This window comes from Edaphobacter sp. (assembly GCF_028283685.1).
In the GTDB taxonomy this organism is placed as follows: domain Bacteria; phylum Acidobacteriota; class Terriglobia; order Terriglobales; family Acidobacteriaceae; genus Edaphobacter.
On the sequence record NZ_JAPWKF010000006.1, the window covers coordinates 155,620 to 180,659 of the forward strand.

Consider the following 25,040-nt stretch of genomic DNA (forward strand, 5'->3'; position numbering starts at 1 on the left):
CCGTTCTATCGCTGATCGGTGATGGTGACGTGCGAGGTCATGACGTGCGTCTTGCCGGGCTCGATGGTGAGCTTGTTGCGGCCTGCATTGACCGTCTCCACGCAGACGAAGTTGTGCCACTCGTCCTCACCCAGGTCGGGCATCGCCTTCCACGGATTGAAGACGACCGTGGTGTCGGAGTTCTCCTTGGCGATGGTGATGGTGCGCTTGAAGCCGGGATCGTGGATGGCGCAGGTGGCCGTCGTGTCGTTGTAGATGCGGTCGGTGAAGGCGGCGGGCACGATGGGCGCATGTGCCGCAGGCTTGACGGCGAAGTTGTCGGTCTTGTCGATGTAGCCCGTCGGCTCAAGGCCGGTGATCGAGACCTGCCGCACGTCGGAGACATGGAAGTAGGTATGCAGCGCCTCTTCGACGATCATCGGCTTGGAGTCGTCGTTGGCGACGGCCAGCTTCATGGTCAGCGACTTGCCGATGCGCAGCTCGAAGGCGCAGCGGAACTTGTCGAAGCCCATCTCGCGGCTCAGTTCGGTGGGGGCGAGCGTGAAGGTCAGGTGCAGCTCGTCGCCCGACTGCGCGGCGAAGCTCAGCGTCCACGGCTGAATGCGGGCGAAGCCGTGCGAAGGGCCGGGCTTACCCTGCCAGCGGTCCTGCTTGGAGTCGGTGGCGAACCACGGGAAGGCGATCGGCACGCCGCCGCGCATGGGCTTGCCCGGCTCCATATCGCTCTTTTTGCTCATGTACATCACGTCCTGCTGGCCGGTGGGCTGCCAGTGCGTGATGTGCGCGCCCTGCAGGTAGACGGTGGCGTTGGCCGAGGGAGCCGTGATGTCGGCGCGAATCAGGCCGTGCTCTTCGCTGAAGCCGAGCACGCCTGGGATGGAGAAGTGATCCTGCAGTTCCTTGAGATCCATGTCGAGGACCAGTGTACCGGACTCGCATGGGATGCGGCTTCTGTGCCATACTTCCGTCTTCCCCGGGACAACCGATCTCTCTGCGAGGTACGCGCAATGGCAACAGCGACGCTTCGGCTCCGCGTCTTCGACGGCAGCCGCCAACCCTTTTCGGACAACGTTAAGATGCGGTTCATGGTCACGGATGGAACGCAAAAACTGCGTGTCGACGAGATCACGACTGCCAACGAAAAGCTCTACGACAACCTGCCTTTCTATGACAGCTATGGGGATAACTACACGGTGCTGATCACGGCACCCGGCTACAAGCAGTCGGGATACCATCCGGTAAAGCTCTCAGACTCATTTACGCAGACGGTCGATGTCATGATGGTGTCGAATGACCCCGGTTTCAACTTTGCGGGTGCGCGCTGGCCATCGGCCAAGAAGACGTATCCATTCCTGGCTGCGGACGTCGATGACGCTACTGGAAAGGCGCGCTACGGCGATCTGGTGGAGGCCGAACTTCCGCTGGCCTGCCTGCTGAATATCGCGGAGGCCTCGAGCGACGTAGCCTTAGCGCAGGGGATGCCGCTGGACTACATCAAGGAGGTCCGCTGGGACGGTGACTATGCTCCGAAGCAGGACAGATTTTTCTGCTGGTGTGATGCGCAGCTGATTAACCAGATCAAGATCGGAGAGAGCGCGGGCCAGTTTATGAAGGTGCCGGTGCTGCTGCATCCGGGGGCAACAAGTTCATGGAAGGAAGTTCAGTTCACTCAAGCTGATCTGCAATTCACTTTTCATGAGAACGATACGAAGACAATCGGCTCCACCAACTGCGTGATGCTTGAGCTGGATATCGACTACTACAGCGATCCGATTGCGCATATTTTTGTGGAGGTCACGGTGAACGGACTCGCTCATACTCTGACCAACCCCGTGGAGGTGTACATCCTGCGCTGGATGGCCGGGAGGATGGCGAATAAGTTTGAATTCGCGCCCTTATATACGTTGACGGATTAGCCTGGCTGCTGCGGTCCGCTTTCGTTCATCGTGACCGGAATCTGCGAGACGGCGCTGAAGCGCGTCAGCGGGAAGGCCTCGGGATACTTTTCGCGGATGTAGTTGATCATGCGCTCGCGCACATCGCATCGCAGGTCGAAGCTCTCGCTGGAGTTGCGTGAACTCATCAGGCAGCGCAGTTCCATCGTCTTCTCTGAGAGATTCGTCACCTGCAGCCCGCAGACCTTCTTGTCCCACAGCGGCGAGGCCGAGACGATGCGGTTGAGTTGCTGGCGCAGGTCTTCCACCGGGATCGAGTAATCCACGTAGAGGAACGAGGTGCCGAGGATGTCGGAGGACTCTCGCGTCCAGTTCTGAAAGCTGTTTTCGATGAAGTAGCTTAGCGGCACAACAAGGCGGCGCAGGTCCCAGATGCGCACGACGACGTAGGCGGAGTTGATCTCTTCGATGCGGCCCCACTCGCCCTGGATGACGACAACGTCGTCCAGGCGGATCGGTTCGGTGAAGGCGATCTGCAGGCCCGCTAGAAAGTTGGAGGCGGTGGACTTTGCCGCGGTCGCCAGCACCAGGGAGGCGATACCGGCCGAGGCCAGCAGGCCCGAGCCGTAGTGCCAGATGCGCGGATCGTTGAAGGTCCACAGCACAGCGCCGAAGGTGACGACGAAGATGAAGGTGATGATGAGACGGCGCACCAGCTGAAACTGCGTGTGGATGCGCCGCGCGCGGATGTTGTTCTCTGCGCGCAGGTCGTACTTGCGCTGCATGAACTCCTGGAAGACGTAGACGCAGCCGATGGCGAACCATCCCAGCGAGATCACGACGGCGATCAGAAGTCCCTGTCGGAGGATGTCGTTCAATCCGGCTGGCAGCGCTGGTACCAGGGGCATGGCGATGATGCCGCAGGTCATGAAGAAGACGGCGCGCGCAGGGTGGCTCAGATAGCGCTTGATGCTCCACGCCGAGCCGGTCGTCTGCTCCTCCTTCTTCCTGAGCACGCGGAAGAGGACGTAATGAACGAGATTGGCCATCACGATGATGCCGCAGAAGAAGAAGACGGCGGCGAACCACGTGTGACGAAGGTGAAAGGTTGCGGCGAGCATCATCATGTATTTGCAAAGTGGCTGCGTGTGCAGCCTTTCCTAGTGAGGATGAACGGGATCCTCGTGTGGTTGCCTTAAGGGGCCGGTAGCGAGTGGTATCGCGCCGGGTGCTAGTGCAGCGGCATGGCGGCGAGTCCGGCCAGAACATCCTCTTCCAACGTGATGCGGTGCGCCGAGTAGGAGTGATCGTCGGCGATGTGGATGGAGCTGACCTGCGTGTCCCCGGCCTGCTTCAGCGCAGAGACGAATTCGTCCGATGGCGGTGCGAGTCCGTCGTCGGAGGTGATGACCAGCAGCGGTCTTGTTACCAGCTTAGGCGCCTGCGCGACAAAGTTCCACTTCGCTGCATTGGCGAGTGTTTCGGCTGCGAGACTCTCCGGCGTGCATCCCGCCAGCGGCGCCATGCCCTGCGCGGCGAGATTGGCTGCGGCGCTCTTCAACGCGACATCGCGGTACTGCGCGGGAACATTCTTCAGACGCCCCGTGCCGAGGTCGGCAGCAGAGATGGTGACGACGCCAACGATGGCAGGATCGAGCGCTGCCGCATTCAGCGCCATGAAGCCGCCCATGCTGTGTCCGACGAGCACGATCTTCTTCGCATCGGCGCGAAACCTTGCCGCGTTGACGGGCTCGCGCATGTACGCGGCTGCTGCCAGCGTATCCTCAATGCCGTTGCCGAAGGAGAAGCTGCCGGGCGAGCCCCACGAGCCGCGATAGTCGAAGAAGAGCACGTCGTAGCCTGCGCGGCGCATCGCCTGTGCGAGGTCGAGGTTGCGTTCGTTGCCGGGGAAGCCGTGTAGCAGCACGACGACAGGATGAGGCCCGGAACCCGCGGCTACATAAACGAATGCATTCAGCAGGGCGCCGTGGCTGGGCAGCTGGAACGACTGCATCGCGGCAGGAGCAGCTTTATCCGTTGCAGGATCGGCTGCGATCGCTGTCGTCTGCGCGACGGCGCTGCTGATGGGAAGGCACACGGAGAGTGCAAGTATCGCCACACAATTGCGAATCGGCATGCGGCGATTGTGGCAATGCCTTCGCCAAAAGTAAAGAGCGCCGAGCTGACCGGCAACATCAACATCATGCCGACGTAGCTCGATGCCGCAGGCGTTACGCCGCAAATGCGGCTCCCGTGGCTCCCGCAACCTAATTAGAATGGTTGTTGGAATGGCTTTTACCGAACAGTACGATGTCGTCGTTGTCGGCGCGGGGCATGCAGGCTGCGAGGCCGCGATGGCTGCGGCACGCATGGGCCTGCGCACCGCGCTGTTCACGTTGAACCTCGACCTGATCGCGCAGATGAGCTGCAATCCCGCCATCGGCGGTATCGCCAAGGGACACCTCGTTCGCGAGGTGGACGCTCTCGGCGGCATTATGGGCGAGGTCGCCGATGCCTGCGGCATCCAGTTCCGCCTGCTGAATACCTCGCGCGGCCCGGCGGTGTGGTCGCCACGCGCGCAGTGCGACAAGGCGCTCTACCGCGTGAAGATGCGCGAGATGCTCGAAGGCCAGCCGAATCTCTTCATCAAGCAGGCGGAGGTGGTCGACGTGATCGTCGTGGCCGACGAGTCACTGGAGATCGACTCCGACTCGTGGAGCGGTGCTCCTGCCATCCCTCGAGTCACCGGCCTGAAGCTGCGCGATGGTCGCATCGTTCACGCCAAAGCGACGGTCATTACCACCGGAACATTTCTCAATGGCCTCATCCATTGCGGTGAGCAGCAGTACACAGCCGGACGCTCGGGCGAGCCTGCCAGTGTGCTGCTGGGTGAAAGTCTGAAGAAGCTCGGCCTGCGCGAGTGCCGCTTGAAGACCGGCACCCCGCCGCGGCTCGACGGACGGACGATCGATTGGACAAAGTTTGAAGAACAGCCCGGCGACAGCGAGCCGACGCCCTTCAGTTTCCGCTCGCCGTTTACGCGCACCGGGCAGCCGCCGCTGCGTCAGATCAGCTGCCACATCGCGCACACCACACCCGAGACGCTCGAGCTGATCCGCGCCAACGTGCATCGCTCGCCCATGTACACCGGGCAGATCGAGGCCATCGGCCCGCGCTACTGCCCGTCCATCGAAGACAAGATCGTGCGCTTCCCCGAGAAGTCGCAGCATCAGTTCTTCCTCGAGCCCGAGGGCCTGAACACGCACGAGGTCTACATCAACGGCATGAGCACCTCGTTGCCGATGGAGGTGCAGGCCGCGATGGTGCGCAGCATCCCCGGCCTCGAGAACGCCGAGATGCTGCGGCCCGGCTATGCGATCGAGTACGACGCCATCGACCCCACCGAACTCGACCGCTCGCTGCGTGTGAAGAGCTACCAGGGCCTCTTCCTCGCCGGGCAGATCAACGGCACCAGCGGCTACGAAGAGGCTGCCTGCCAGGGCCTGATGGCCGGCATCAACGCTGCACTGTCGGTGAAGGGCGAGCCCGGCTTTACGCTCGACCGCACCGAGGCCTACACCGGCATCCTCATCGACGACCTCATCTCCAAGGGCACCAACGAGCCCTACCGCATGTTCACCTCGCGGGCTGAGTTCCGCCTGCACCTGCGCATCGACAACGCCGACAAGCGCCTCACAGCGCATGGCCGCAGGCTTGGCCTGATCGACGACAACGCATGGGCCGACTACGAGACCAAACAGGCTCGCGCCGCCGTGCTCACGAAGATGCTGCAAGGAACGAAGGCCGATATCAAAGCGCTCTCCACCGAGCTGCAACAGGACCTCACCGGCCCCAGCGTCGAGGGCATCAGCTACGCGCAGCTGCTGAAGCGACCGGCGATCACCATCGAGGCCATCTGGCCCGCGCTGACGCCACTCATCGCGGCAAAGCCCGAGCTCGCTGCATGGACCGAGACCATCACCGAAGCCGAGCCGCTCCCCGTCTGGGTGCGCAACGAGATCAAGACGGTCGAGACCGAGATCAAGTACGAGGGCTACCTCAATCAGCAGCGCAAGGCGATGGAGAAGCTGCGCAGCTCGGAGCAGAAACAGATCCCGGAGACCTTCGATTACGAGGCCGTTCCCGGCCTCTCCCGCGAGATGCGCGAAAAGCTTGGCCGCGTCCGCCCACAGACCCTCGGCCAGGCCAGCCGGATCGCCGGGGTCACCCCCGCGGCGGTCAGCCTGGTCCATGTCTATATGGAGATACAGGCGCGCAGGAAGAGCGTCGCTTAATGCTGGAAGTTGGATATTTTTTCTAGAATTCTGGCTATTTTTGCGCCTTGAATATCAGAAACATCGACTCCATAGACATCTTGAATTCGGCGATAGTACTCGTCGTTATTCTCTTCTGAATGAAAATCCCACAAGCTGGATTCATCAGACATCCACGCCCATTCAATTCTAAGAATTCGATATACAAAGTCTGCTTCGAGGTGTTTGAAGTTTGAAATCAGTTGCTGAGATGCGAATTCGATCGGAACTTTTGTTCCTGGACGCGGCAAAACCTTGTCCTTCTCGCGCTTGGACTCTAAGGCACTCCTAAGTTTTTCAATGGCTTCCTGTTCGGTATCTCCTGAGCCGCTTATATGCCAGCGGACAATTCTCGCTGACCACTCGACAGGCTTTAAGCGTGATGGGCCTTTGAAGTCTGAATTGTCTTTATGAATGGTAATTACGGGATAATCTACCAATTGCCACCGATCAGAAGGCTTAAAAAGGGACAGCAACCACTTATAGGTAGCTAATAGCTCTTGTCTGATTCGTTCTGTGCGCGAGTAGCTCAACGACTAGAGAATACAGGCCCCCATCTGTTACCTCTGAATCCGCACCGCATCTAATAAAGGCAGGCAGGAGAGCAGAATGAAAAGCGGAAGCTATTGGACCGGTCTTGGCGTGCTGTTTCTGGCCGCGCTGGCCTTTTTACTTTGGACACGAGGAGGAAGCATGGCGACAACCTTTGCCGACACAAGAAAAGAACCGATCCCCGCACCCGTGGTGGATGAACACGTGACGACTCCAGGCTCGGAGACAGCGGTCTTTGCCGGCGGATGCTTCTGGGGCGTGCAGACCGTCTTTCAGCGCGTGAAGGGCGTAACCGCGACGACGGCAGGCTACTCCGGCGGCAGCAAGGAGACGGCCAACTACCGCGACGTCTCCTCCGAGCGCACCGACCACGCCGAGGCGGTCAAGGTGGTCTTCGATCCGTCGAAGATCAGCTATGGCACGCTGCTGCGCATCTTCTTCTCCGTGGTGCACGACCCCACGCAGCTGAACCGGCAGGGGCCTGACGTCGGCACCTCGTACCGCTCGGCCATCTTCTTCACAACGCCCGAGCAGGAGAAGGTTGCAGCAGCCTACATTCAGCAGCTCGACGCCGCGCACGTCTTCCACGCGAAGATCGTGACCCAGGTCGTGCATCTGAACGCCTTCTATGACGGCGAGGACTATCACCAGGACTACGCCGAAAAGAACCCCGACAATCCGTACATCCAGGTCTGCGATGTACCGAAGATTGCCGGTCTGAAACAGCAGTTCCCGGAGCTGTTTCAGGAGTACAAGCACAAGTAAGGCTTCAGACGATTTCCACGGACGCCGGATTTCCCACAGGATTTCCGGCGTTCTTCTTTAGACGTAACCTATTCATTGCAGGCTGGTTGGATTTCTTTTCCTCTTTCTCAACAGGCCCTGAGGATATTCACAACCTGCCCACCCCAGCGCCATCCTGCGCTCCATTTAAGCTAGAAGATCCATGGCAGCATTTGCGCAAATCGCCGGCGACCAGCAGGAGCGCCCCGCCTCCGTCCACGCCGAGATGACCATCCTCGGCGCCATGCTGGTCGAGCCGCTGGCCATCACCGACGCCAGCATGTTGCTGGTGGCAGACGACTTTGCGCTCGACTCGCACCGCCGCATCTATGCCTCGATCCTGCGTATCGTCGAGACCGGCCATGCCGTCGATATCGTCACTGTCGCCGAAGAGCTGCGCAGGCAGAAGGAGCTGGACTCCATCGGGGGCATCCCCTATCTCGCTTCGCTCTCTGAGGGCCTGCCGCGCAAGCTCTCCGTGGAGAGCTACGTCAAGATCGTCCGCGACAAGAGCCTGATGCGGCAGCTGATGACCGTCTGCGACGTCGGCATGGCCGATGCTGCCGACCAGAGCCAGGTGGCAATCGACGTCATCAACAACGTCTCCATGCGCCTGATGGAGATCTCCGATCACGCCGTCACAGGCGGCTTCTCCAACATCGCCGACATCGTGAAGTCGTCCTTCGGCTCGATCGACAAGCTGTATGAGCAGGGCCGCGAGGTCACGGGCCTCGCCACGCATTACACCGAGTTCGACCGCATGACCAGCGGCCTGCAGCCTTCTGATCTGGTCATCATCGCGGCGCGTCCTTCGATGGGCAAGACGGCGTGGGCCATCAACATCTCGCAGAATGCCGCCGTCAAAGACGGCAAGGTCGTTGCCGTCTTCTCGCTCGAAATGTCGAAGGAGTCGCTGCTGCGACGTATGCTCGCCAGCGAGGCGCTGGTTAGCTCGCGCTCGATCCAGACCGGCTTTCTTCCCAAAGAGGCCAAGACCAAGCTGATGTCGGCGCTGGAGCGCCTGGTGGAGTCGAAGCTGTTCATCGACGATACGCCGGGCATCAATCTCGCCGAGATGCGCGCCAAGTCTCGCAGGCTGATGCAGCAGGAGGGACGACTCGATCTGATCATGATCGACTACCTGCAGCTGATGACGGCCTCGGGCGGCCCCGGCAAGAAGGGCTTCGAGAACCGTAACCAGGAGGTCGCGGCGGTCTCGCGCGGACTCAAGGCGCTGGCCAAGGAGATGAAGGTGCCGGTCATCGCCCTGTCGCAGCTCTCGCGTGCCAGCGAGCAGCGCGGCGGCGACAAGAAGCCCATGCTGTCGGACCTGCGCGAATCCGGTTCGATCGAGCAGGACGCCGACGTGGTCTGCTTCATCCATCGCGACTCGTACTACAACAAGGACGAGAACGGCGAAGAAGACCCGGAGTCGAAGGGCAAGGCCGAGATCATCATCGCCAAGCAGCGTAATGGTCCCACGGGCTCCGTGCATCTGGCGTATCTCAATGAATTCACTCGGTTTGAAAACCTTGCCAGCGGTGACTACGGCGGTGGCGGCGGCGGCGGGTACTAAGGCTTTCTGGTTGCCGATCGCGTTCTGCAATGCAGTCAACGGATTCCTCGCTTCCTGAAGCAATACTCCCCGACACCTGCCGGATTTCCTGCCGACAAACCTACTGACACAATGCTGTCAGTACGGGTTCGTTATGCTCGTCTCTGTAATCGCCAGGAGAGACTGCAATGAACGCACCGACAACACAACGCCAGCATGCGATCAACTGGTTCGAGATACCCTGCGAAGACCTTGATCGGGCCGCCAGCTTCTACGAGGCCATCCTCGACGCTCCCATGGAGCGCATAAAGAACGAGACCCCCATGGCCTTCTTCCCCTCCGACATGGCCGGGACCGGCGGAACGCTGGTCAAACGCAGCTTTCAGAGGCCCGGACGCGGCGGCACGATGGTCTACCTCAACTGCGATGGCGACCTCGACAACGTGCTTCGCCGGGTTAAGCAGGCGGGCGGGCTCGTCCTGATGCCCAAGACCCCTGTCCCCGGCGGACATGGCCACTTCGCCTGCCTGCGCGACAGCGAGGGCAATCACATCGGGCTGCACTCACATTAGATAAAAGTACAGGTTGCCAGTTGCAGGTTACAGGCTGTCAGTAGAAGCCTAGAATCAACCTGAAACTGACAACCGCAACCTGTATCTGACAACCTGCAACTTCTTCCCCTATGCGCCGCGCCGACCGCCTCTTCCGTATCGTGCAATTCCTTCGCCAGGGCCGCCTGCTGACGGCGCAGACGCTTGCGGCCAAGCTCGAGGTCTCGCAGCGCACCATCTATCGCGATATTCAGGATCTGCAGCTCGCCGGGACACCCATTGAGGGCGAGGCCGGCGTCGGCTACACGCTGCGCCGCGACATGGATCTGCCGCCGCTGATGTTTACCCGCGGCGAGCTGACGGCGCTGGTGCTGGGCGCGCGCCTCGTCCGCGCCTGGGGCGGGCAGGAGAACGTCGAGGCGGCCAGCCAGGCGCTGCAGCGTATCGAGGCCGTACTGCCGCCCGACCTGCGTAACGAGTTCGACTCCATCCTGCTCTACGCACCCGGCCATCGCATGCAGCCGCACCTGCGCACCCGGCTCGACACCCTGCACATGGCCTCGAAGACGCAGCGCGTCGCCAGCTTCAAGTATGTGCGCGAGGACGGCGAGCGCAGCGAACGGCACGTGTGGCCTCTGGCGCTCGTCTTCTGGAGCGGCGTCTGGACGCTGACCAGCTGGTGCGAGCTGCGCAACGACTTCCGCGACTTCCGCCTCGACCGCATGGACGAGGTGGCGATCCTTGAGCGCACCTTCTCGCCGAAGAAGGGTCAGCGACTTGAAGATCACCTGCGCAAGGTCGTACCCTCGGGCGACGAGCGCCGCGAACTGCTGGCCCCCACCAGCATCTACTGAAGGGTAGAACTCTCCGCCAGGGTGGATATCGAGAGCGTGCTCCTTTGGGCTGGATACCAAAGAGCACGCACTCCGATGGAAGTGACAGCATGGCTGCGCCATCTCGCCACTATTGTGACGCGCCTTCCGGCAGCAGCACAGCATTGGCCCGCTGCAGCAGCGCCGCCGGAATACCGGGAGCAGCGAACTTTGCAGTAGCGTCCTTCCCCAGGTTCGTCGGCCATAGAGGATCGGCTGCAGCTATCTGCGTCAGGTCCACGTCGGCGATCTTCGTGTTGAACTTCGCATTCATGGTGTCGATGAAGGTATTGGCTACCACGGCATAGCCTGTATTCGTGGGATGGATGCCGTCGAGCGAAAACAGACCGCCAAGAAACGCGTTGGTTCCCGTGACGCCATTCACCGCTACCCCGTTCGTCGCAATCTGGGTAAACAGGGCGTTGATGTCCACCAGCGTGGCGTTGGCAGCCGTAACCTGTGCCGCGATCACCTGGTTGTAGGCCGTCACCTGCTGCTTGGCCGTCGCCGCTTCGGCAGAGGTGAGCACCCCGGCATCGGAGAGAACCGTCTTCTGCGTGCCCGCAAGGATGGCTGCAATCTCGGTGAGACCTTCAGGAGTAACGTAGTCGCCCGTGGAGATCCCAAACATCGCTCCCAGCGTCGACGCTGGAAGCTGCGTTACCACGGCGAACTGTGCCAGCACTCCCGCTGCAGGTTGCAGGTACGGCACCAGCGTCACGTCGGGAATGTTGGCAATAACGAGATGCGCGGGTGCCTGCGTGCTCAGCTGTTGGATCAGCGCCGTGTACTGCGCGGTGAAGTTTGCCGTTGAGGTCATCGCCGCGGGCGTTCCCGCCAGTGCCGCGGCCAGGGCATCGTTGTTCCCTATCCACAGAAAGATCGTCGTCGGCTGCGCCTTGATGGCCTGCCCCGTCTGACTCAGCGCCTGTCCGCTGGCCAGCCCGGGAAAGCCCAGTACCAGCTGATTCATCAGTTGCTGCGCCGTCGTTGGATTGGCGAGCGGGACGGTGTTGGCCGCATCGTTGACCAACGCGCCCGGCACCGCGAGGTCGGTCGGCTGCGCCGTCACGTCGTCACGGCCCGTCGTCGTGCCGGAGGTCGTCGCCAGCACGGGAGGTGGCCCCACAGAGACGAGCTTCAGAACCCCGGGAGCGCCCGGTGCGGCAATGAGCGGAAGCACAATCTTGAACTGCGCCTGCTTTGCCACCAGCGCGCTCCAGCCGTTCACCTGTTGCGTGTCCAGCAGAGACCCGTTCTGATAGCCCGCTGTGAGCGAGTCGCCGAGAAAGATGGTGTTGGAGAAGTTGCCTGCGTTCTTTGCCTGAGTAGCGGCAAGTGTGTTCGAAGAGCCGGAGCTGCTCGTGCTGCTGCTGTTGTCTGCGCAACCTGCGAATGTGAGAACCAGTAGGCAGGCCAGGAAAAGAGCGGGGGAGGATACACGCTGATTCATGGTCATAATTTTGTGTAGCACATCCGATCGCACGGAGGGATCTGCACCGCCCAGGAAGCGCAAGTATCTGCGTATAGCGTTCCCGCGGATAACATAGAGTGTGTGAAGAACTGGATCGAGATCTCTGAGCGCCGCCTGACGACCAACTACAAGACACTCGTGCAGAGTGCTGGCACCGCGGTCTCCGTCCTCGCCGTCATCAAGGCCGATGCCTACGGACACGGCGCCGCGCTGTGCGCTCCCGTGCTGGCGCGTGCGGGCGCTACATGGCTGGGCGTGACCGATGCCAAAGAGGGCGTGCAGATTCAGGAAGAGTTCGCCCACGAAAAGATCGTGGACACACCGCGAATCCTCATCATGTCCGGCTCGTTGCCTGAAGAGGCCAGGATGATCGTGCTGCGCGATCTCACGCCGGTCGTGTGGTCCATCGAAGAGCTGGAAGCATTAGCAGCAGAGGCAAAGGCGCAGCAGAAGCAGCTCCCCGTCCACGTCGAGATCGACACCGGCATGTCGCGTCAGGGCTGCGCCGTAGGCGACGAGCTGCAATCCATACTCAACTGGTTCACAGCACAAAACGCACTCACGCTCGACGGCATCATGACGCACTTCTCCTCTGCTGAGATCGCAGGCTCGCCCATCAGCACCGAGCAGCGGCAGGCCTTCGAGCAGGCCATCGCGCAGATCAAAGCCTCGGGCCTGCAGCCGCAGTGGGTCCACGCCGGAAACTCCTCCGCCGTCGACAACCTCCACCCCTTCGCAACCCCTAACGCCGCTGTCGCCACGACAGATTGTCATTCCGAGCGAAGCGCAAAGCGCGCAGTCGAGGAACCCCCGCATTCCGCCCGCAGCGCCACAGAGGCCACCGCCCCGACCTCGCTCGAATGGCTCGTCCAGCAGGCCGCCACGTTGAACGCCAAAGCCATGGTCCGCACCGGCCTCGCCCTCTACGGCCACTGCCTCCCGGTAGAGTCCGCCTCCGGATACACCGGCCCGCACGAGGCCAGCGTCCAATCGAGACTTCTCCCCGTCCTCACATGGAAGGCGCGTGTCATCGGCCTGCGCGACATCGCCGCTGGAACGCACGTCGGCTACGGAGCCACCTTCACCGCGCCGCATCCCATGCGCCTCGCGCTGCTGCCCGTGGGCTATGCCGATGGACTGCGCCGCGAGCTTTCGTCCTCGCCCACAGGCGCAGGCTGGGTGATGCTCCACGGCCAGCGCGCGTCGATCGTAGGCCGCGTATCGATGAATCTCACGGTCGTCGACATCACGCACATTGCGGCAGTCGCGATAGGCGACGAGGCCATCATCCTCGGCGAGGGCATCACCGCCGAAGACCACGCACGTATAGCCGGAACCATCTCCTACGAGATCCTCTGCGGCATGAAGTCCCACACGCTGCTTAGTTGAATTTCACTGCGCGTACCGCTCAGCTGATGCCCTGAATCTCATCCTCCACCGCCGGTGGAGTCTCTTCCGCCAGCAGGCGTTTCAGCACCCACTCCATCGAGCTGCCCTGCACGACGATCGACACCAGCACCACCGAATAGGTCGCCACCAGGATCCACGTACGCCCCGGAATATGCGGCACCGAGAGCGCCAGCGCGAGCGACAGTCCGCCGCGCAGTCCGCCCCAGCTGAGGATGCGGATCGAACTGCGGAAGCCCTTCTTCGTCCAGCGCAGCAGCGAGATGATCGCGGCGATGACGCCGAAGCGCGCGACCGTGACGATGACGACGGAGAGGGCGCCGACTTCCAGCGGCAGCCGCGAGAAGGGAATCGCCAGCACCTCGAAGCCGACGAGGACGAAGAGCACGGCGTTCAGCACCTCGTCGATAACCTCCCAGAAGACGTCGATCCGTTCGCTGGTGATCATCGTGATGGGATGCTTGTGCTCAAAGCGGCGCAGCGCAATGCCTGCGGCCACCGCCGCCAGCGGCGCGGAGAGATGCCAGTGGTCGGCCAGGGCGTAGCCTCCGGTGGCCAGTGCCAGGGTCAGCAGCAGCTCCACCTGGAAGGCGTCGGTGCGGCGCATCAGCTGCGAGGCCAGCCACGCCAGCGCGACACCAAGCGCAAGGCCGCCGCCCGCCTCGATGGTGAGGATGCTGAGGAAGTGCGCCGGTGTGGGCGTTGCGCCGCGCGAGGCCTCGAGCAGCGCGAGGAAGATGACGGCGCCGACGCCGTCGTTGAAGAGCGATTCGCCCGCAAGCTGTGCCTGGATAAACTTCGGTGCGCCGACGCGCTTGAGCATCTCGAGTACGGCGATGGGGTCGGTGGGCGAGATGAGCGCGCCAAACAGCAGGCAGTCGATCATCGGGCCGTCGACGCCGATCAGCGGCAGCACAAGGTAGAGCACCCCCGCCGTGATCAGCGTCGAGGCGACCGTGCCGACGACGGAGAGCAGCGCGATGGCAAGGTTCTCCGCGAAGAGCGCCTCGATATCCAGCAGGAAGGCGCCTGCGAAAAGCAGCACGGAGAGCAGGCCGTGCAGGATCAGGTTCTCGAAGTTGATGGCGCCCAGCAGCATGCCGGCCCACATCCTGAGGCCGGGGAAGAAGTTGCTGGCGCTCACCAGCCCCAGCGAGCCGATCACGGTCAGCAGCATGATGCCGATGGTCAGCGGCAGACGCAGCCAGCGGCGGCTGAGCCAGCCGAAGAGGGCAGCCATGGTGACCATAACGCTGAGGAGTTCGAGGATGGACATGGATAAAAGAGTGTCGGAGGCACAGCCTCTTGTCTCCAAGTCTAACTGCGGCGTAGCGCAGCCCCATTTGCGCCGCGCTACGGGCACGATTAACATCGAGCCTGTAGCAATCACGAGAGGGGTTTCTCCGATGGACGCAACCAACGCGGCGCGCAGCAAAGAGGATGTAGCACTGGATCTTTTGAAGTTTGTGGCGGCGCACGCGAATATCGCCGGAAAGACGGGCAGTTCGACGACCGGCTTTTCCGTGACACCTGCCACCAAGCCTGAGGATCAGGTCGCCAACCTGCTGGAGCTCTACACCCGCTGCCGCCAGGCCGTGGAAGCCCCGATCAAGTAGGGTGTCTCCGTCGAATCCACTTCGCGTTGCGGTCATCGGCGCAGGCGCCTTTGGCCGCAACCATCTCCGCGTTTATAACGATCTGGCCCAGTCGGGCGAGGCCGTGGAGCTGGTCGCTGTCGTCGACGGCAATGCCGCCGTCGTAGCGGAAGCCTCGGCGAAGTTCGGCGTGCCCGGCTTTGCCTCCGTCGCCGAATGCCTCGCCGCCGTGAAGGTCGATGCCGCGTCCGTGTGCGTGCCTACAGTCTTTCATCGCGCCGTCGCAGAGGAGCTGATCGCTGCCGGTATCGATGTGCTCATCGAAAAGCCGATTGCGCCCAGCCTGGAAGACGCGGACAGCATTCTCGCCTTGGCGGCGCAGCATGGCCGCATCGTGCAGGTCGGTCACCTGGAGCGGTTCAATCCGGCGGTGACGGCGGCGCGCAAGGCTTTGCACAAGCCGATGTTCTTCGAGTCGCACCGGCTCAGCGTCTTCACGCCGCGTTCGCTGGATGTGGACGTTGTGCTCGACCTGATGATCCACGATCTGGACATCGTGCTCTCGCTGGCTGGCTCGCCGGTACGCGAGGTCCGCGCCGTGGGCCTGCCCGTGCTTTCTCCCAAGGTGGACATCGCCAATGTGCGCGTCGAGTTTGAATCGGGCTGCGTGGCCAACTTTACCGCCAGCCGCGTAAGCACCGAGCGTGTGCGCAAGCTGCGCTTCTTCCAGCCGCACCAGTATCTCTCGGTCGACTTCGCGCGGCAGGATCTGCTGATGATCGACGTCACCGCTGCCGCGGGCATGGACCTGAAGCAGCTGGCTGCGATGGCGCAGATGTTGACCGCGACAGGGGAGCATCCCTCGCAGGGGCTCTCGCTGAAGAAGGTGGAGGTGCCGCAGGGTGAGCCGCTGCGGCTGGAGATCGCGGCGTTTCTGACGGCGGTGCGCGATCGTTCGCGTCCTGTAGTCTCCGGCGAGGATGGCCGAGCCGCGCTGGCCCTGGCTCTCGAGATCACGTCGGCCATCGCAGCTCACGCCGAGCGTGCCGGGCTGACGATCTGAACGCAGTCTGATAGGTCGCCCGCTCTGAACGGGTCAAAGAAAAGCTCCTGTCGGGATCAACCCGCAGGAGCTTTTTCAAATCTGGTGAAGATACGTTGGCGTTACGCCGTCTTGGTGGCCACGACCTTCATCGTGCGGGACATGATGTTGCGCTTGCACAGCATGCAGCTGTTGCGGTGCTCAATCATCTCTCGCTGTACATCGATGATGCGATTGTCGCGGTTATTGTGGTTCAGCGCTGCGGAGACATCGGAGTCGATCATGTCACGGTAGGACTCGATCAGTTTGTTTCCTAGGATGTCCATCTGAGGGCAACCGTGGGTACGCCATGATTCACCTGCTCTGGAGGGATAATTATCGAACGGGCGACTAGCCACAATAACTACGATGCCTGGCGCGTGGACGTAGTTGGTTGCAGCGAAGTTGAAACATGCTGAAGTTGAAACCTGCTGAGGATGTGGCGAAGCGGCTTCGCGCATGAGGTGTCGGGCGTCCGTGTATCGCAAGGCATCGCAGACGGTCGCAACAGGTCCGGCCAGTTGTCGCGCGCGAGAGATATACTTGTTGCGTTTCAGGGAGATTCCTCTTTCGCAGCCAGGTGCGCGGAGCGGGAGAGAGGCTTGGCGCGGCTAAGGGGCTTATAGGGGGCATGACGAAGACTCGAACGTTTCTGCTGTCGGTGGTGGGTCTTGTGTCTGTGCTTGCCGCCGCCCATGGGGGAGTTCTGCGGCCGGTGCTGGCGGCAGGGCAGGAGAGCAGCTCTCAGCCCCAGCAGGCCAGGCCGACGCCCAGGCGCATGGACTCGCATACTGCGCTGGGCCTGGGCCGCGTCCCCGATGCGGCGGCAGCCAAACGAGGCGAGCCGCTCTACGGGCAGAACTGCCAGGCCTGCCACGGGGAGGGCGCCCGCGGAAGCATCGGGCCAAGCCTGGTCCGGTCGGTGCTGGTGCTGCACGACGACGATGACACCGAGATCGCGCAGGTGGTCCGCAGCGGACGTCCACAGGCGGGGATGCCCCCCTTCAAGCAGCTGACCGACGCGCAGGTGCACGACATCGCCGAGTATCTGCATCAGTTGATTGAGCTGTCGGCCAACCGGGGCCTGTATAAGGGTGCCGAGACGATGGAGAGCGGCGATGCCGGCAAGGGCAAGCTCTACTTCGCCGCGCACTGCGCCAGCTGCCACTCGGTCACAGGCGACCTGGCCGGAATCGGCACGAAGTTCGCCCAGCCCACGGCCCTGATGGCGCGTATCGCCTGGCCCGACGAGCACGGCCCGCAGGCGGCGACCGTGGTGTTGGCCGACGGACGCAGGCTGACCGGCACGCTGGTCCACTACGACGACTTCGAGACCACGCTGAAGCCCGCCGACGGCGGCGAGCAGACGTGGCCCACCGATACCGTCAAGGTCGAGATCCCGGACAAGATCGCGCCGCATCGCGCCTTGCTGCCGCAGTACAGCGACGACGACCTGCACAACCTGACGCGGTACCTGATGACGATTAAATAAACGAAGCGAAGTAAACGAAGCGGAAGTTCTTCAAACAAGCGAAGCGGGGCTCACTTCAAAAGATGAAGCGGAACAGTCTTCTTTCAAACGGAATGGTGCGGCGGGCGGCTTCAGGAGCGGCAGCGATGTTTCTGCTGGCCGCGCCGCTGCTGGCACAGCAGGGCAAGGCAGCCGCAACGCCTTCGCTCGATCCCAAATCGCTGGTGCTGTTCGACCATCCGAAGGACACGTGGCCGACCTACAATGCCAACTACTCCGGGCAGCGGTATATCGGGATCGACCAGGTGAACCAGAAGACGGTCGCCCAGCTGAAGACGAAGTGGGCCTACAGGATTCAGGGCGTCACCATTCGCGGCAGCGGATCGCCGACCATCAAGTCGACGCCGCTGATGGTTGACGGCGTGCTTTACTTCACCGTGCCCGACCACGTCTTTGCGGTCGATGCGCGCACCGGCAAGGAGCGCTGGCAGTATGACTTCGTCGATCACGGCGGCCATGTGCTCGGCCAGCGCGGCGTGGGCATGTACGGCAAGTGGATCTACTTCCTGACGCCCGACGGCTGGTTCATCTCGCTCGACTCCGGCACCGGCAAGGAGCGCTGGCGCAAGAAGGTCGCCGACGAAAAGCTGCAGTACTTCACCACGATGGCAGCGGTGATCGTAAAAAACCACGTCATCATCGGCGTGGGCGGCGACGCCATGGACGTGCGCGGCTACCTGGAGTCGCGCAACCCGGAGACAGGCGAGCTGGAGTGGCGCTGGTGGTCCGAGCCGCTGAAGATGGGCGATCCCGGCTCCGAGACCTGGCCCACCCAGGCCGCCATGGACCACGGCGGCGGCATGACCTGGATGCCCGGAACCTACGACCCGGAGCTCAACCTGATCTTCTGGGGCACCGGCAACACCAACCCGGTATTCGCGGGCCAAAGCCGCAAAGGCGCGAACCTCTTCACCGACTCCATCGTGGCCCTCAACCCGGATACGGGAAAGATGGAGTGGTACTTCCAGGGCTCGCCGCACGACACCCACGACTGGGATAACGTCGAGACGCCGATCCTCTTCGACGCCACCATCGACGGCAAGCCGCGCAAGCTGTTGGCGCAGGCCGGACGCAACGGCTACTTCTTTGTCCTCGATCGTGTCACCGGCAAGTACCTGGTGTCGAAGCCGTTTACCAAGACCGCCAACTGGTCGAAGGGTATCGACGAGCGCGGTCAGCCGATCCCCGACCCGGACAAAGATCCCAAGGTGGACGGCTCGATGGTCGATATCGCGTCCAACGGCGCCACCAACTGGCCGGCTCCGAGCTACAGCCCGAAGACGGGCCTCTTCTACGTCAACGCGACCGAGGGCTACAGCGTGGCCTATCTCTACGACACCTCGCCCAATCCGCAGGGGTATGGGGGCGGGGCTTCGGGACACTTCGACCCGGCATCGTCGCTGATCGCGCTCGACGTGAAGGACGGCAGCGTGCGCTGGAAGCACATCGCCAAGACCACCCCCGGTGGTGGTGGCGGTATGTCGGGCGGCATCCTGACGACCGCAGGAAACCTGCTCTTTACCGGCGACTCCAACCGCCTCGCCGCCTTCGATCCCGCCAGCGGAAAGATCCTGTGGTCGCAGAAGCTGGCCACGGCGATCACGAACGGCCCATCGACCTGGGAGCTGGACGGCAAACAGTATGTGATTGCGGGAGCAGGCGATACGCTCTATGCGCTGACGCTGGACGGAAAATAGGGCAGTTCCAGCCGTCGAGCGATGAACCCATGCGGTCAGGGGCATTCTGGCCGTGGCTGCTCGCCTGCAGCGGCGTAGCGGCGCCTCCAATCATCCGAATGATCGAGTTGCAGGTGAAGCAGGCGACCCCGTGTTATCCGCGCGGTCGATGGCGATGCCTCGCAATTTGTAAACGCCTCCATCGATTCCACTTACCGTGCAGATATCACTTAAATGATGAGTAGAAATCCGGCGGGTAAATATTCGCGGACTCTATGTGAGTGTATTGTTATCAGATTATCTGCAACTTTTAGATAATGCGCGCGTCATATAAATAGCTCCGGAGAGTGCTCCCGGGCAAAAGGTTTAGATTCAGCAGTTCAGGATCAGGAGGAGAGTAACCATGACCATCACCCGTTTTGCCCCAGTTCGCCGCCCATTCGGTGAGGCGACGCTTCTGCAGCACCGCTTGAACTCAATCTTCGACGAGCTGGGCCTGCAGCCCGAGACTGCACCGTCGAGCTTTGTGCCCGCGGTTGATGTCTACGAGGATGCGCAGAAGGTTGTGGTGAAGCTCGAGGTTCCGGGAATCAGGCAGGAGGACCTCAGCATCCGCCTGGAGAACCAGATTCTGACCGTCAAGGGCGAGCGGAAGTTCGAGGAAGAGGCCCGCAAGGCCAACTTCCACCGCATCGAGCGCAGCTACGGCAGCTTTACCCGCACCTTTACCGTGCCGCAGACCGTGGACACGGAGAGCGTGAAGGCGAACTACGATGCCGGCGTTCTGACTATCGCCCTGGCCAAGAAGGCCGAGGCCACGCCGAAGCAGGTGGTGATCGAAACTGGTCCCCCCGCCGAGGCCCCCATCCCGGCCGCGACGCATGCCGTGGAAGCTCAGCCCGCTGAGGCTGCAACCAGGTAACTCGCTGTATCGCAGCTAATAAGGCTGTGGCAGCCAGGGCTGTGTGGGATGTCGCTGTATGGCGGGAGACGAAACTGTCTCCCGCCATTCGTGTATCGAATGGGGTGTGGTGCGTGCGGGGAATGCCGCCTGCTGATGACAGATGTTGTGGGCGCTGCAGGGCAGTCGTGGTGACGTGGAGCACGGCGTTGGCTGCTGAAACAGGATTAGGATTCTGTGGAGACGTTGATCTCCACGCAAGGGAGAGAGTGGATGGCGATCAAGTGGGACAAGTTTACGGTGAAGTCGCAGGAGGCGGTTCAGGGTGCGGTCGGACACGCATCGGAGAACGGTAATCCTGAGGTGCAGCCCCTGCACCTGATGGCGGCGCTGCTGGAGGACAAGGAGGGCGTCGTCCTTCCCGTCCTCGACAAGATCGGCGTGCCGGTACAGCAGCTGCTGAGCGGTGTGAACGCCGCGATTGCAAAGCTGCCCAAGGTGCAGGGCGGAGCGCAGCCCGGCCTTGGTCAGGCGATGCAGAAGGTGCTGGAGCAGGCCTTCAAGGAAGCCGACAACTTCAAGGACGAGTACGTCTCGACCGAGCACCTGCTGCTCGCGCTGGCGAAGCAGAAGGGCGATGCCGTGGCGACGGCGCTGAGTTCATTCGGTGCGACGCACGATGCGATCCTCAAGGCGCTGGCCGAGGTGCGCGGCTCGCAGCGCGTCACCGACCAGAACCCCGAGGGCAAGTTCCAGGCGCTTGAAAAATATGCGAAGGACCTCACGGAGCTGGCCCGTCGCGGCAAGCTCGACCCCGTCATCGGACGCGACGAAGAGATTCGCCGCGTGGTACAGGTGCTCTCGCGCAGGACCAAGAACAATCCGGTGCTGATCGGCGAGCCCGGCGTTGGCAAAACCGCCATCGTCGAAGGCCTCGCCCGCCGCATCTTCCTGGGTGATGTGCCGGAGATCCTGAAGAACAAGCGCGTCTGCGCACTCGATCTCGCTTCGATGGTTGCTGGCGCAAAGTTCCGCGGCGAGTTCGAAGAGCGGCTGAAGGCGGTGCTGAAGGAGATCGAGGCCTCCAACGGCGAGATCATCCTCTTCATCGACGAGCTGCATACGCTGGTCGGCGCAGGCGCTGCCGAAGGCGCCATGGACGCGAGCAACATGCTGAAGCCTGCGCTCGCCCGAGGCGAGCTGCGTGCCATCGGCGCAACCACGCTGAACGAGTATCGCAAGTACATCGAGAAGGATTCGGCGCTGGAGCGGCGCTTCCAGATCGTCTACGTCGGTGAGCCGAACGTAGAGGATACGGTTGCGATTCTGCGCGGGCTGAAGGAGAAGTACGAGGCGCATCACAAGGTGCGCATCAAGGATGCGGCGATTGTGGCTGCGGCGACGTTGTCGCACCGCTACATCTCCGACCGCTTCCTGCCGGACAAGGCGATTGATCTTGTGGATGAGGCTGCTGCTGCTCTCGCCATCCAGATCGGCTCCGTGCCGGTCGAGATCGACGACCTGGAGCGCCGTGCGACGTCGCTGGAGATCGAGCGTGCTGCGCTGCAGCGCGAGAAGGATGCAAACTCGCAGGAGCGTCTTGAGGTCGTCGAGCGTGAGCTTGCCGAGATCAAGGAGCAGGCTGCCGCCTTGCGTGCCCGCTGGCAGAAGGAGCGCGGAGCCATCGGCCGTATCGCCGAGCTGAAGGAAGAGCTGGAGGCGCTGCGCTTCCAGATGCAGGAGGAGACGCGCAAGGGCAACCTGCAGCGCGCCGCCGAGCTGCAGTACGGCGAGATTCCAAAGAAGGAGGACGAGCTGCGTGAGCTGACCGCCCTGCAGGAAGAGGCCGTCGCCGAAGACAAGGCCGATGCCCAGACCGGCGCAGGCAAGCGGCCTTCGCGCATGCTGAAGGAGGAGGTCGACGAGGAGGACATCGCGGCCATCGTCTCCAAGTGGACCGGCATTCCCGGTCTCGAAGATGCTCGAAGGCGAGACGCAGAAGCTGGTCACGATGGAGAACCGTCTGCGCGAGCGTGTGGTCGGTCAGGACGAGGCGCTCAGCGCGGTGGCGAATGCCATTCGCCGTTCACGTGCGGGGCTCTCCGATCCAAAGCGTCCTATCGGCTCGTTCATCTTCCTCGGACCCACGGGCGTGGGTAAGACGGAGACGGCGCGTGCGCTGGCCGAATTCCTCTTCGACGACGAGCAGGCGATGGTGCGCATCGACATGAGCGAGTACATGGAGAAGCATGCCGTCTCCCGGCTCATCGGCGCGCCTCCCGGATACGTGGGTTACGACGAGGGCGGTCAGCTGACCGAGGCCGTCCGTCGCCGTCCGTACTCCGTGATCCTCTTCGACGAGATCGAGAAGGCTCACCCGGACGTCTTCAACGTGCTGCTGCAGGTGCTCGACGATGGCCGCCTGACCGACTCGAAGGGCCGCACGGTGGACTTCAAGAACACCGTGCTCATCATGACGTCGAACACCGGCGCCGACAAGCTGACCAGCGCGTGGGCGCACGGCGAGGAGGGCTTTGAAGAGGCGAAGGAGCGCGTGATCGATGCTCTTAAACAAACATTTCGCCCTGAGTTCCTCAACCGCGTGGACGACATCGTGGTCTTCCATCCGTTGGACGACAAGGAGCTGACGCACATCGTCGACCTGCGGCTGAAGGATCTCGAGAAGCTGCTGACAGATCGTCGCATCACGCTCGAGCTGACCGACGAGGCACGCAAGGCGATCTTCAAGGCGGGCTACGACCGTGCCTACGGCGCGCGTCCGCTGAAGAGGGCGATCCAGCGGCTGGTGCAGGACAAGCTGGCCGTGCGTATCCTCGACGGCAGCGTGCTGCACGGCGATCACGTGGTGGTGGATGCAGGTGCGGATGGCCTGACGTTCACGGTCAACAATCGAACGGAAGAGCCTGCTGCGGTGTAAGCCTTTGCAGCGGATGCAATCGAACGCCGGATGTCTTCAAAGGGCATCCGGCGTTTTCTTTAACGATGCGCGATGCTGCTCGGGAAGCGTCGCATGGGTGCATCAGGCAGGTTGGCGCGAGCAAGAAAACGCGTGGGTTCAGGGCAGCGGTTGGTGCGCGCGGCGCGGTCGCCGGCAGAGAGATAGAGCACCGGGTCGGCGTGGTTCAGCGGCGTAAAGCCTTCGATGGTCTCGGTCGGAAAGCGGAACGGCAGGCGGTTGATGGGATAGCTGTGCGTGGCGAGATCGCGCACCAGCCAGTTGTTGTCGCTGGCGAGGATGACGTAGTCGGCGGTGTTCTTCTGCAGATCGGCCAGCGGCACGATAGGCAGATGATAGATGGTGTTGCGGCCCGCCCACAGGTTCTCCTCCGGTGAGTCTTCTCCGCGCAGCGAGCGGATCGCGGGAAAGTCGACCGGAAAGACGATGCGCGATGCGACCGCAGGCGGAGCATAGTGCTGCAGCGTGAGCACCATCAGTGGATCGGCGACGACGATGGGCTTGTCTGCATGCGGCAGACCCGCAGCCGCCTGGGGCAGGTCATTCAGAACCTGCGCGAAGGTCTGCCGCTGCTCGCGATAGTCATGCGCCACCGTCGCGACGCGGCCCATAAAGACGCATGCGACCAGCGCAAGCGAGATGGCGCCCGCATGTTGCAGTCGACCGAAGATGCGGAACGCCGCCAGCGTTCCAGCGATGGAGAAGCCAAGGCACACAGGAATCACAAAGCGCGGCGAGAGCATCCCGCCGTGCAGGCGCGCCACGAGATAGCCGAGAAAGGGATACGCCATCAGCAGGAAAACCGCGACCGCTTCGTGTCGCTCAAGCACCTCTTCGCCATGATGCTGCACGAGCCGTTTGATCCACTGTGGTCGTTGCGGCATCTTGCTCTCATGGCGCGAAACCACCGCGAGATATCCGGCCAGCAGAAGCAGCGCCAGCGTGGGGAAGAGGATGACCTCCACCATCTGCAGGTAGGCGTCGCAGACCTGGTCGAGGGAGACCTTGTTCCACGCATGCGGAGCGAACTGCGCGATACTCCGCTCGATCAGCGGATGAAAGGCGAGCAGCGGTGTGATGGCAATGGTCAGCGCAAGCCAGATGCTGAGATCGATCTCCTTCGCCGCACCGCGTCGCCAGCGGAAGAAGGTGCGCGCGACTTCGCCGCCTGCGATGGGCAGAAACGCCAGCACCGCAAAGTAATTGGTGGAGACGCCGAGCGCGAGTGCCAGCGTCATGCCGCACAGCGCAAGGCGATGCCGCGCGATGGAGGCAAGCGGATCGATGGCCTCGCGCCAGCACAAGAGCGCCAGCATGGTGAAGCCGTACATCATCGCGTACGAGCGGCTCTCGTAGCTGTAGTCGAACGCGGCGTTCGCCATCGAAAACAAAACGCCGGTCACGGCCCAGGTGACAGGGACGTAGCGCCGCAGAAAGAGAAACAGCGAAAGCAGCGCGGTCCAGTAGCCCAGGATCGAGGGCAGGCGCAGCGCCAGCTCGCTGGAACCGAAGAGCCGCATCGAGGCCAGCACGGCGAAGTGCGTCAGCGGAGGATTTGGGTCGGCCGCATGCGCCAGCGCATTCCAGATGGCGGTGACGCTGCCAAGCTGCGCGATGTGGAAGGTAATCAGCTCATCGAGCCACAGCAATTTGTAGTGCGAGAGTGTCGTCACGATGGCCAGGTACGCCAGCGATAGCAAGGCGAAGGCTCGCCATGGCGACCGTTCGATGGACTCAACCGTCGACCCTGAAGAGGCGAGGCGGCTGGAAGTGGAAGAGAATGATCTGCTTACGCTGCTTTTCTCAAAACTGGGGGCCAATACAACACACTCCGGAGTGGGGGAGGAATCGTCCGTTCCGGGGTTGGACGCCGATAG

At 62.3% G+C, this 25,040-nt stretch carries 20 protein-coding genes and 1 pseudogene; 13 read left to right on the forward strand and 8 right to left on the reverse strand.

Going from position 1 to position 25,040, the window contains the following annotated elements; all coding sequences use genetic code 11:
- Window positions 1-5: 5 nt before the first annotated feature.
- Window positions 6-911, reverse strand: coding sequence for a D-hexose-6-phosphate mutarotase (locus tag PW789_RS09225; protein ID WP_299374769.1), 906 nt, complete (start codon window positions 909-911; stop codon window positions 6-8).
- A gap of 96 nt (window positions 912-1,007) precedes the next feature.
- Between PW789_RS09225 and PW789_RS09230 the strand changes: the two genes are divergently transcribed.
- Window positions 1,008-1,916 (forward strand): hypothetical protein, encoded by a 909-nt coding sequence (locus tag PW789_RS09230; RefSeq protein WP_299374772.1) that lies wholly within the window; start codon window positions 1,008-1,010, stop codon window positions 1,914-1,916.
- Here PW789_RS09230 and PW789_RS09235 read toward each other — a convergent pair.
- Both PW789_RS09235 and PW789_RS09240 read right to left on the reverse strand, forming a co-directional pair.
- Entirely contained in the window at window positions 1,913-3,022 is a 1,110-nt protein-coding gene (locus PW789_RS09235) for a mechanosensitive ion channel domain-containing protein (protein ID WP_299374775.1), read from the reverse strand. The two genes, PW789_RS09230 and PW789_RS09235, sit on opposite strands and share 4 nt — an antisense overlap.
- Before the next feature lie 104 nt (window positions 3,023-3,126).
- Complete coding sequence (locus tag PW789_RS09240; RefSeq protein WP_299374778.1) at window positions 3,127-4,032, reverse strand: alpha/beta fold hydrolase; 906 nt, start codon at window positions 4,030-4,032, stop codon at window positions 3,127-3,129.
- Window positions 4,033-4,183: 151 nt separating this feature from the next.
- On the opposite strand from PW789_RS09240, the gene mnmG reads away from it, so the two are divergent.
- Window positions 4,184-6,190 (forward strand): tRNA uridine-5-carboxymethylaminomethyl(34) synthesis enzyme MnmG, encoded by a 2,007-nt coding sequence (gene mnmG, locus PW789_RS09245; RefSeq protein ID WP_299374781.1) that lies wholly within the window; start codon window positions 4,184-4,186, stop codon window positions 6,188-6,190.
- Here the strand turns inward: mnmG and PW789_RS09250 are convergent.
- Window positions 6,187-6,741, reverse strand: a complete 555-nt coding sequence (locus PW789_RS09250) for a hypothetical protein (RefSeq protein ID WP_299374784.1) — start codon at window positions 6,739-6,741, stop codon at window positions 6,187-6,189. The genes mnmG and PW789_RS09250 overlap by 4 nt on opposite strands.
- 160 nt (window positions 6,742-6,901) lie before the next feature.
- On the opposite strand from PW789_RS09250, the gene msrA reads away from it, so the two are divergent.
- The 4 genes from msrA to PW789_RS09270 all read left to right on the forward strand — a co-directional run bounded on the left by msrA (window position 6,902) and on the right by PW789_RS09270 (window position 10,503).
- A complete protein-coding gene (gene msrA, locus PW789_RS09255; protein ID WP_299375747.1) occupies window positions 6,902-7,525 on the forward strand; it encodes a peptide-methionine (S)-S-oxide reductase MsrA in 624 nt (207 codons plus the stop codon).
- Between the two features lie 181 nt (window positions 7,526-7,706).
- Window positions 7,707-9,119 (forward strand): replicative DNA helicase, encoded by a 1,413-nt coding sequence (gene dnaB / locus PW789_RS09260; RefSeq protein WP_299374787.1) that lies wholly within the window; start codon window positions 7,707-7,709, stop codon window positions 9,117-9,119.
- A 167-nt stretch (window positions 9,120-9,286) separates the two neighbouring features.
- Complete coding sequence (locus PW789_RS09265; RefSeq protein WP_299374790.1) at window positions 9,287-9,670, forward strand: VOC family protein; 384 nt, start codon at window positions 9,287-9,289, stop codon at window positions 9,668-9,670.
- 110 nt (window positions 9,671-9,780) lie between these two features.
- Window positions 9,781-10,503: a YafY family protein gene (locus tag PW789_RS09270; RefSeq protein WP_299374794.1), complete on the forward strand. Its 723-nt coding sequence runs from the start codon at window positions 9,781-9,783 to the stop codon at window positions 10,501-10,503.
- Window positions 10,504-10,612: 109 nt separating this feature from the next.
- On the opposite strand, the gene PW789_RS09275 is transcribed toward PW789_RS09270, so the two are convergent.
- Window positions 10,613-11,974 carry an SGNH/GDSL hydrolase family protein gene (locus PW789_RS09275; protein ID WP_299374797.1) on the reverse strand — a complete coding sequence of 454 codons (1,362 nt, stop codon included), beginning with the start codon at window positions 11,972-11,974 and terminating at the stop codon, window positions 10,613-10,615.
- 102 nt (window positions 11,975-12,076) lie between these two features.
- Between PW789_RS09275 and PW789_RS09280 the strand changes: the two genes are divergently transcribed.
- Complete coding sequence (locus PW789_RS09280) at window positions 12,077-13,384, forward strand: alanine racemase (RefSeq protein ID WP_299374800.1); 1,308 nt, start codon at window positions 12,077-12,079, stop codon at window positions 13,382-13,384.
- A gap of 19 nt (window positions 13,385-13,403) precedes the next feature.
- Here the strand turns inward: PW789_RS09280 and PW789_RS09285 are convergent, their stop codons facing one another.
- Window positions 13,404-14,678 carry a sodium:proton antiporter gene (locus PW789_RS09285; RefSeq protein WP_299374803.1) on the reverse strand — a complete coding sequence of 425 codons (1,275 nt, stop codon included), beginning with the start codon at window positions 14,676-14,678 and terminating at the stop codon, window positions 13,404-13,406.
- A 130-nt stretch (window positions 14,679-14,808) separates the two neighbouring features.
- On the opposite strand from PW789_RS09285, the gene PW789_RS09290 reads away from it, so the two are divergent.
- Window positions 14,809-15,018 carry a hypothetical protein gene (locus PW789_RS09290; protein WP_299374806.1) on the forward strand — a complete coding sequence of 70 codons (210 nt, stop codon included), beginning with the start codon at window positions 14,809-14,811 and terminating at the stop codon, window positions 15,016-15,018.
- 1 nt (window position 15,019) lies between these two features.
- Window positions 15,020-16,060 carry a Gfo/Idh/MocA family oxidoreductase gene (locus PW789_RS09295; protein ID WP_299374809.1) on the forward strand — a complete coding sequence of 347 codons (1,041 nt, stop codon included), beginning with the start codon at window positions 15,020-15,022 and terminating at the stop codon, window positions 16,058-16,060.
- Between the two features lie 101 nt (window positions 16,061-16,161).
- Here the strand turns inward: PW789_RS09295 and PW789_RS09300 are convergent, their stop codons facing one another.
- Complete coding sequence (locus tag PW789_RS09300) at window positions 16,162-16,365, reverse strand: hypothetical protein (protein WP_299374812.1); 204 nt, start codon at window positions 16,363-16,365, stop codon at window positions 16,162-16,164.
- Window positions 16,366-16,709: 344 nt separating this feature from the next.
- On the opposite strand from PW789_RS09300, the gene PW789_RS09305 reads away from it, so the two are divergent.
- The 4 genes and pseudogenes from PW789_RS09305 to clpB all read left to right on the forward strand — a co-directional run bounded on the left by PW789_RS09305 (window position 16,710) and on the right by clpB (window position 23,124).
- Window positions 16,710-17,570: a c-type cytochrome gene (locus PW789_RS09305; RefSeq protein WP_299374814.1), complete on the forward strand. Its 861-nt coding sequence runs from the start codon at window positions 16,710-16,712 to the stop codon at window positions 17,568-17,570.
- A 125-nt stretch (window positions 17,571-17,695) separates the two neighbouring features.
- Window positions 17,696-19,306 carry an acido-empty-quinoprotein group A gene (locus PW789_RS09310; protein ID WP_299374817.1) on the forward strand — a complete coding sequence of 537 codons (1,611 nt, stop codon included), beginning with the start codon at window positions 17,696-17,698 and terminating at the stop codon, window positions 19,304-19,306.
- Window positions 19,307-19,688: 382 nt separating this feature from the next.
- Window positions 19,689-20,207 carry an Hsp20/alpha crystallin family protein gene (locus PW789_RS09315; RefSeq protein ID WP_299374820.1) on the forward strand — a complete coding sequence of 173 codons (519 nt, stop codon included), beginning with the start codon at window positions 19,689-19,691 and terminating at the stop codon, window positions 20,205-20,207.
- Between the two features lie 252 nt (window positions 20,208-20,459).
- Window positions 20,460-23,124, forward strand: a pseudogene (gene clpB / locus PW789_RS09320) (ATP-dependent chaperone ClpB).
- Between the two features lie 59 nt (window positions 23,125-23,183).
- On the opposite strand, the gene PW789_RS09325 reads toward clpB, so the two are convergent.
- Window positions 23,184-24,863 (reverse strand): glycosyltransferase family 39 protein, encoded by a 1,680-nt coding sequence (locus PW789_RS09325; RefSeq protein ID WP_299374823.1) that lies wholly within the window; start codon window positions 24,861-24,863, stop codon window positions 23,184-23,186.
- Window positions 24,864-25,040 lie beyond the last annotated feature (177 nt).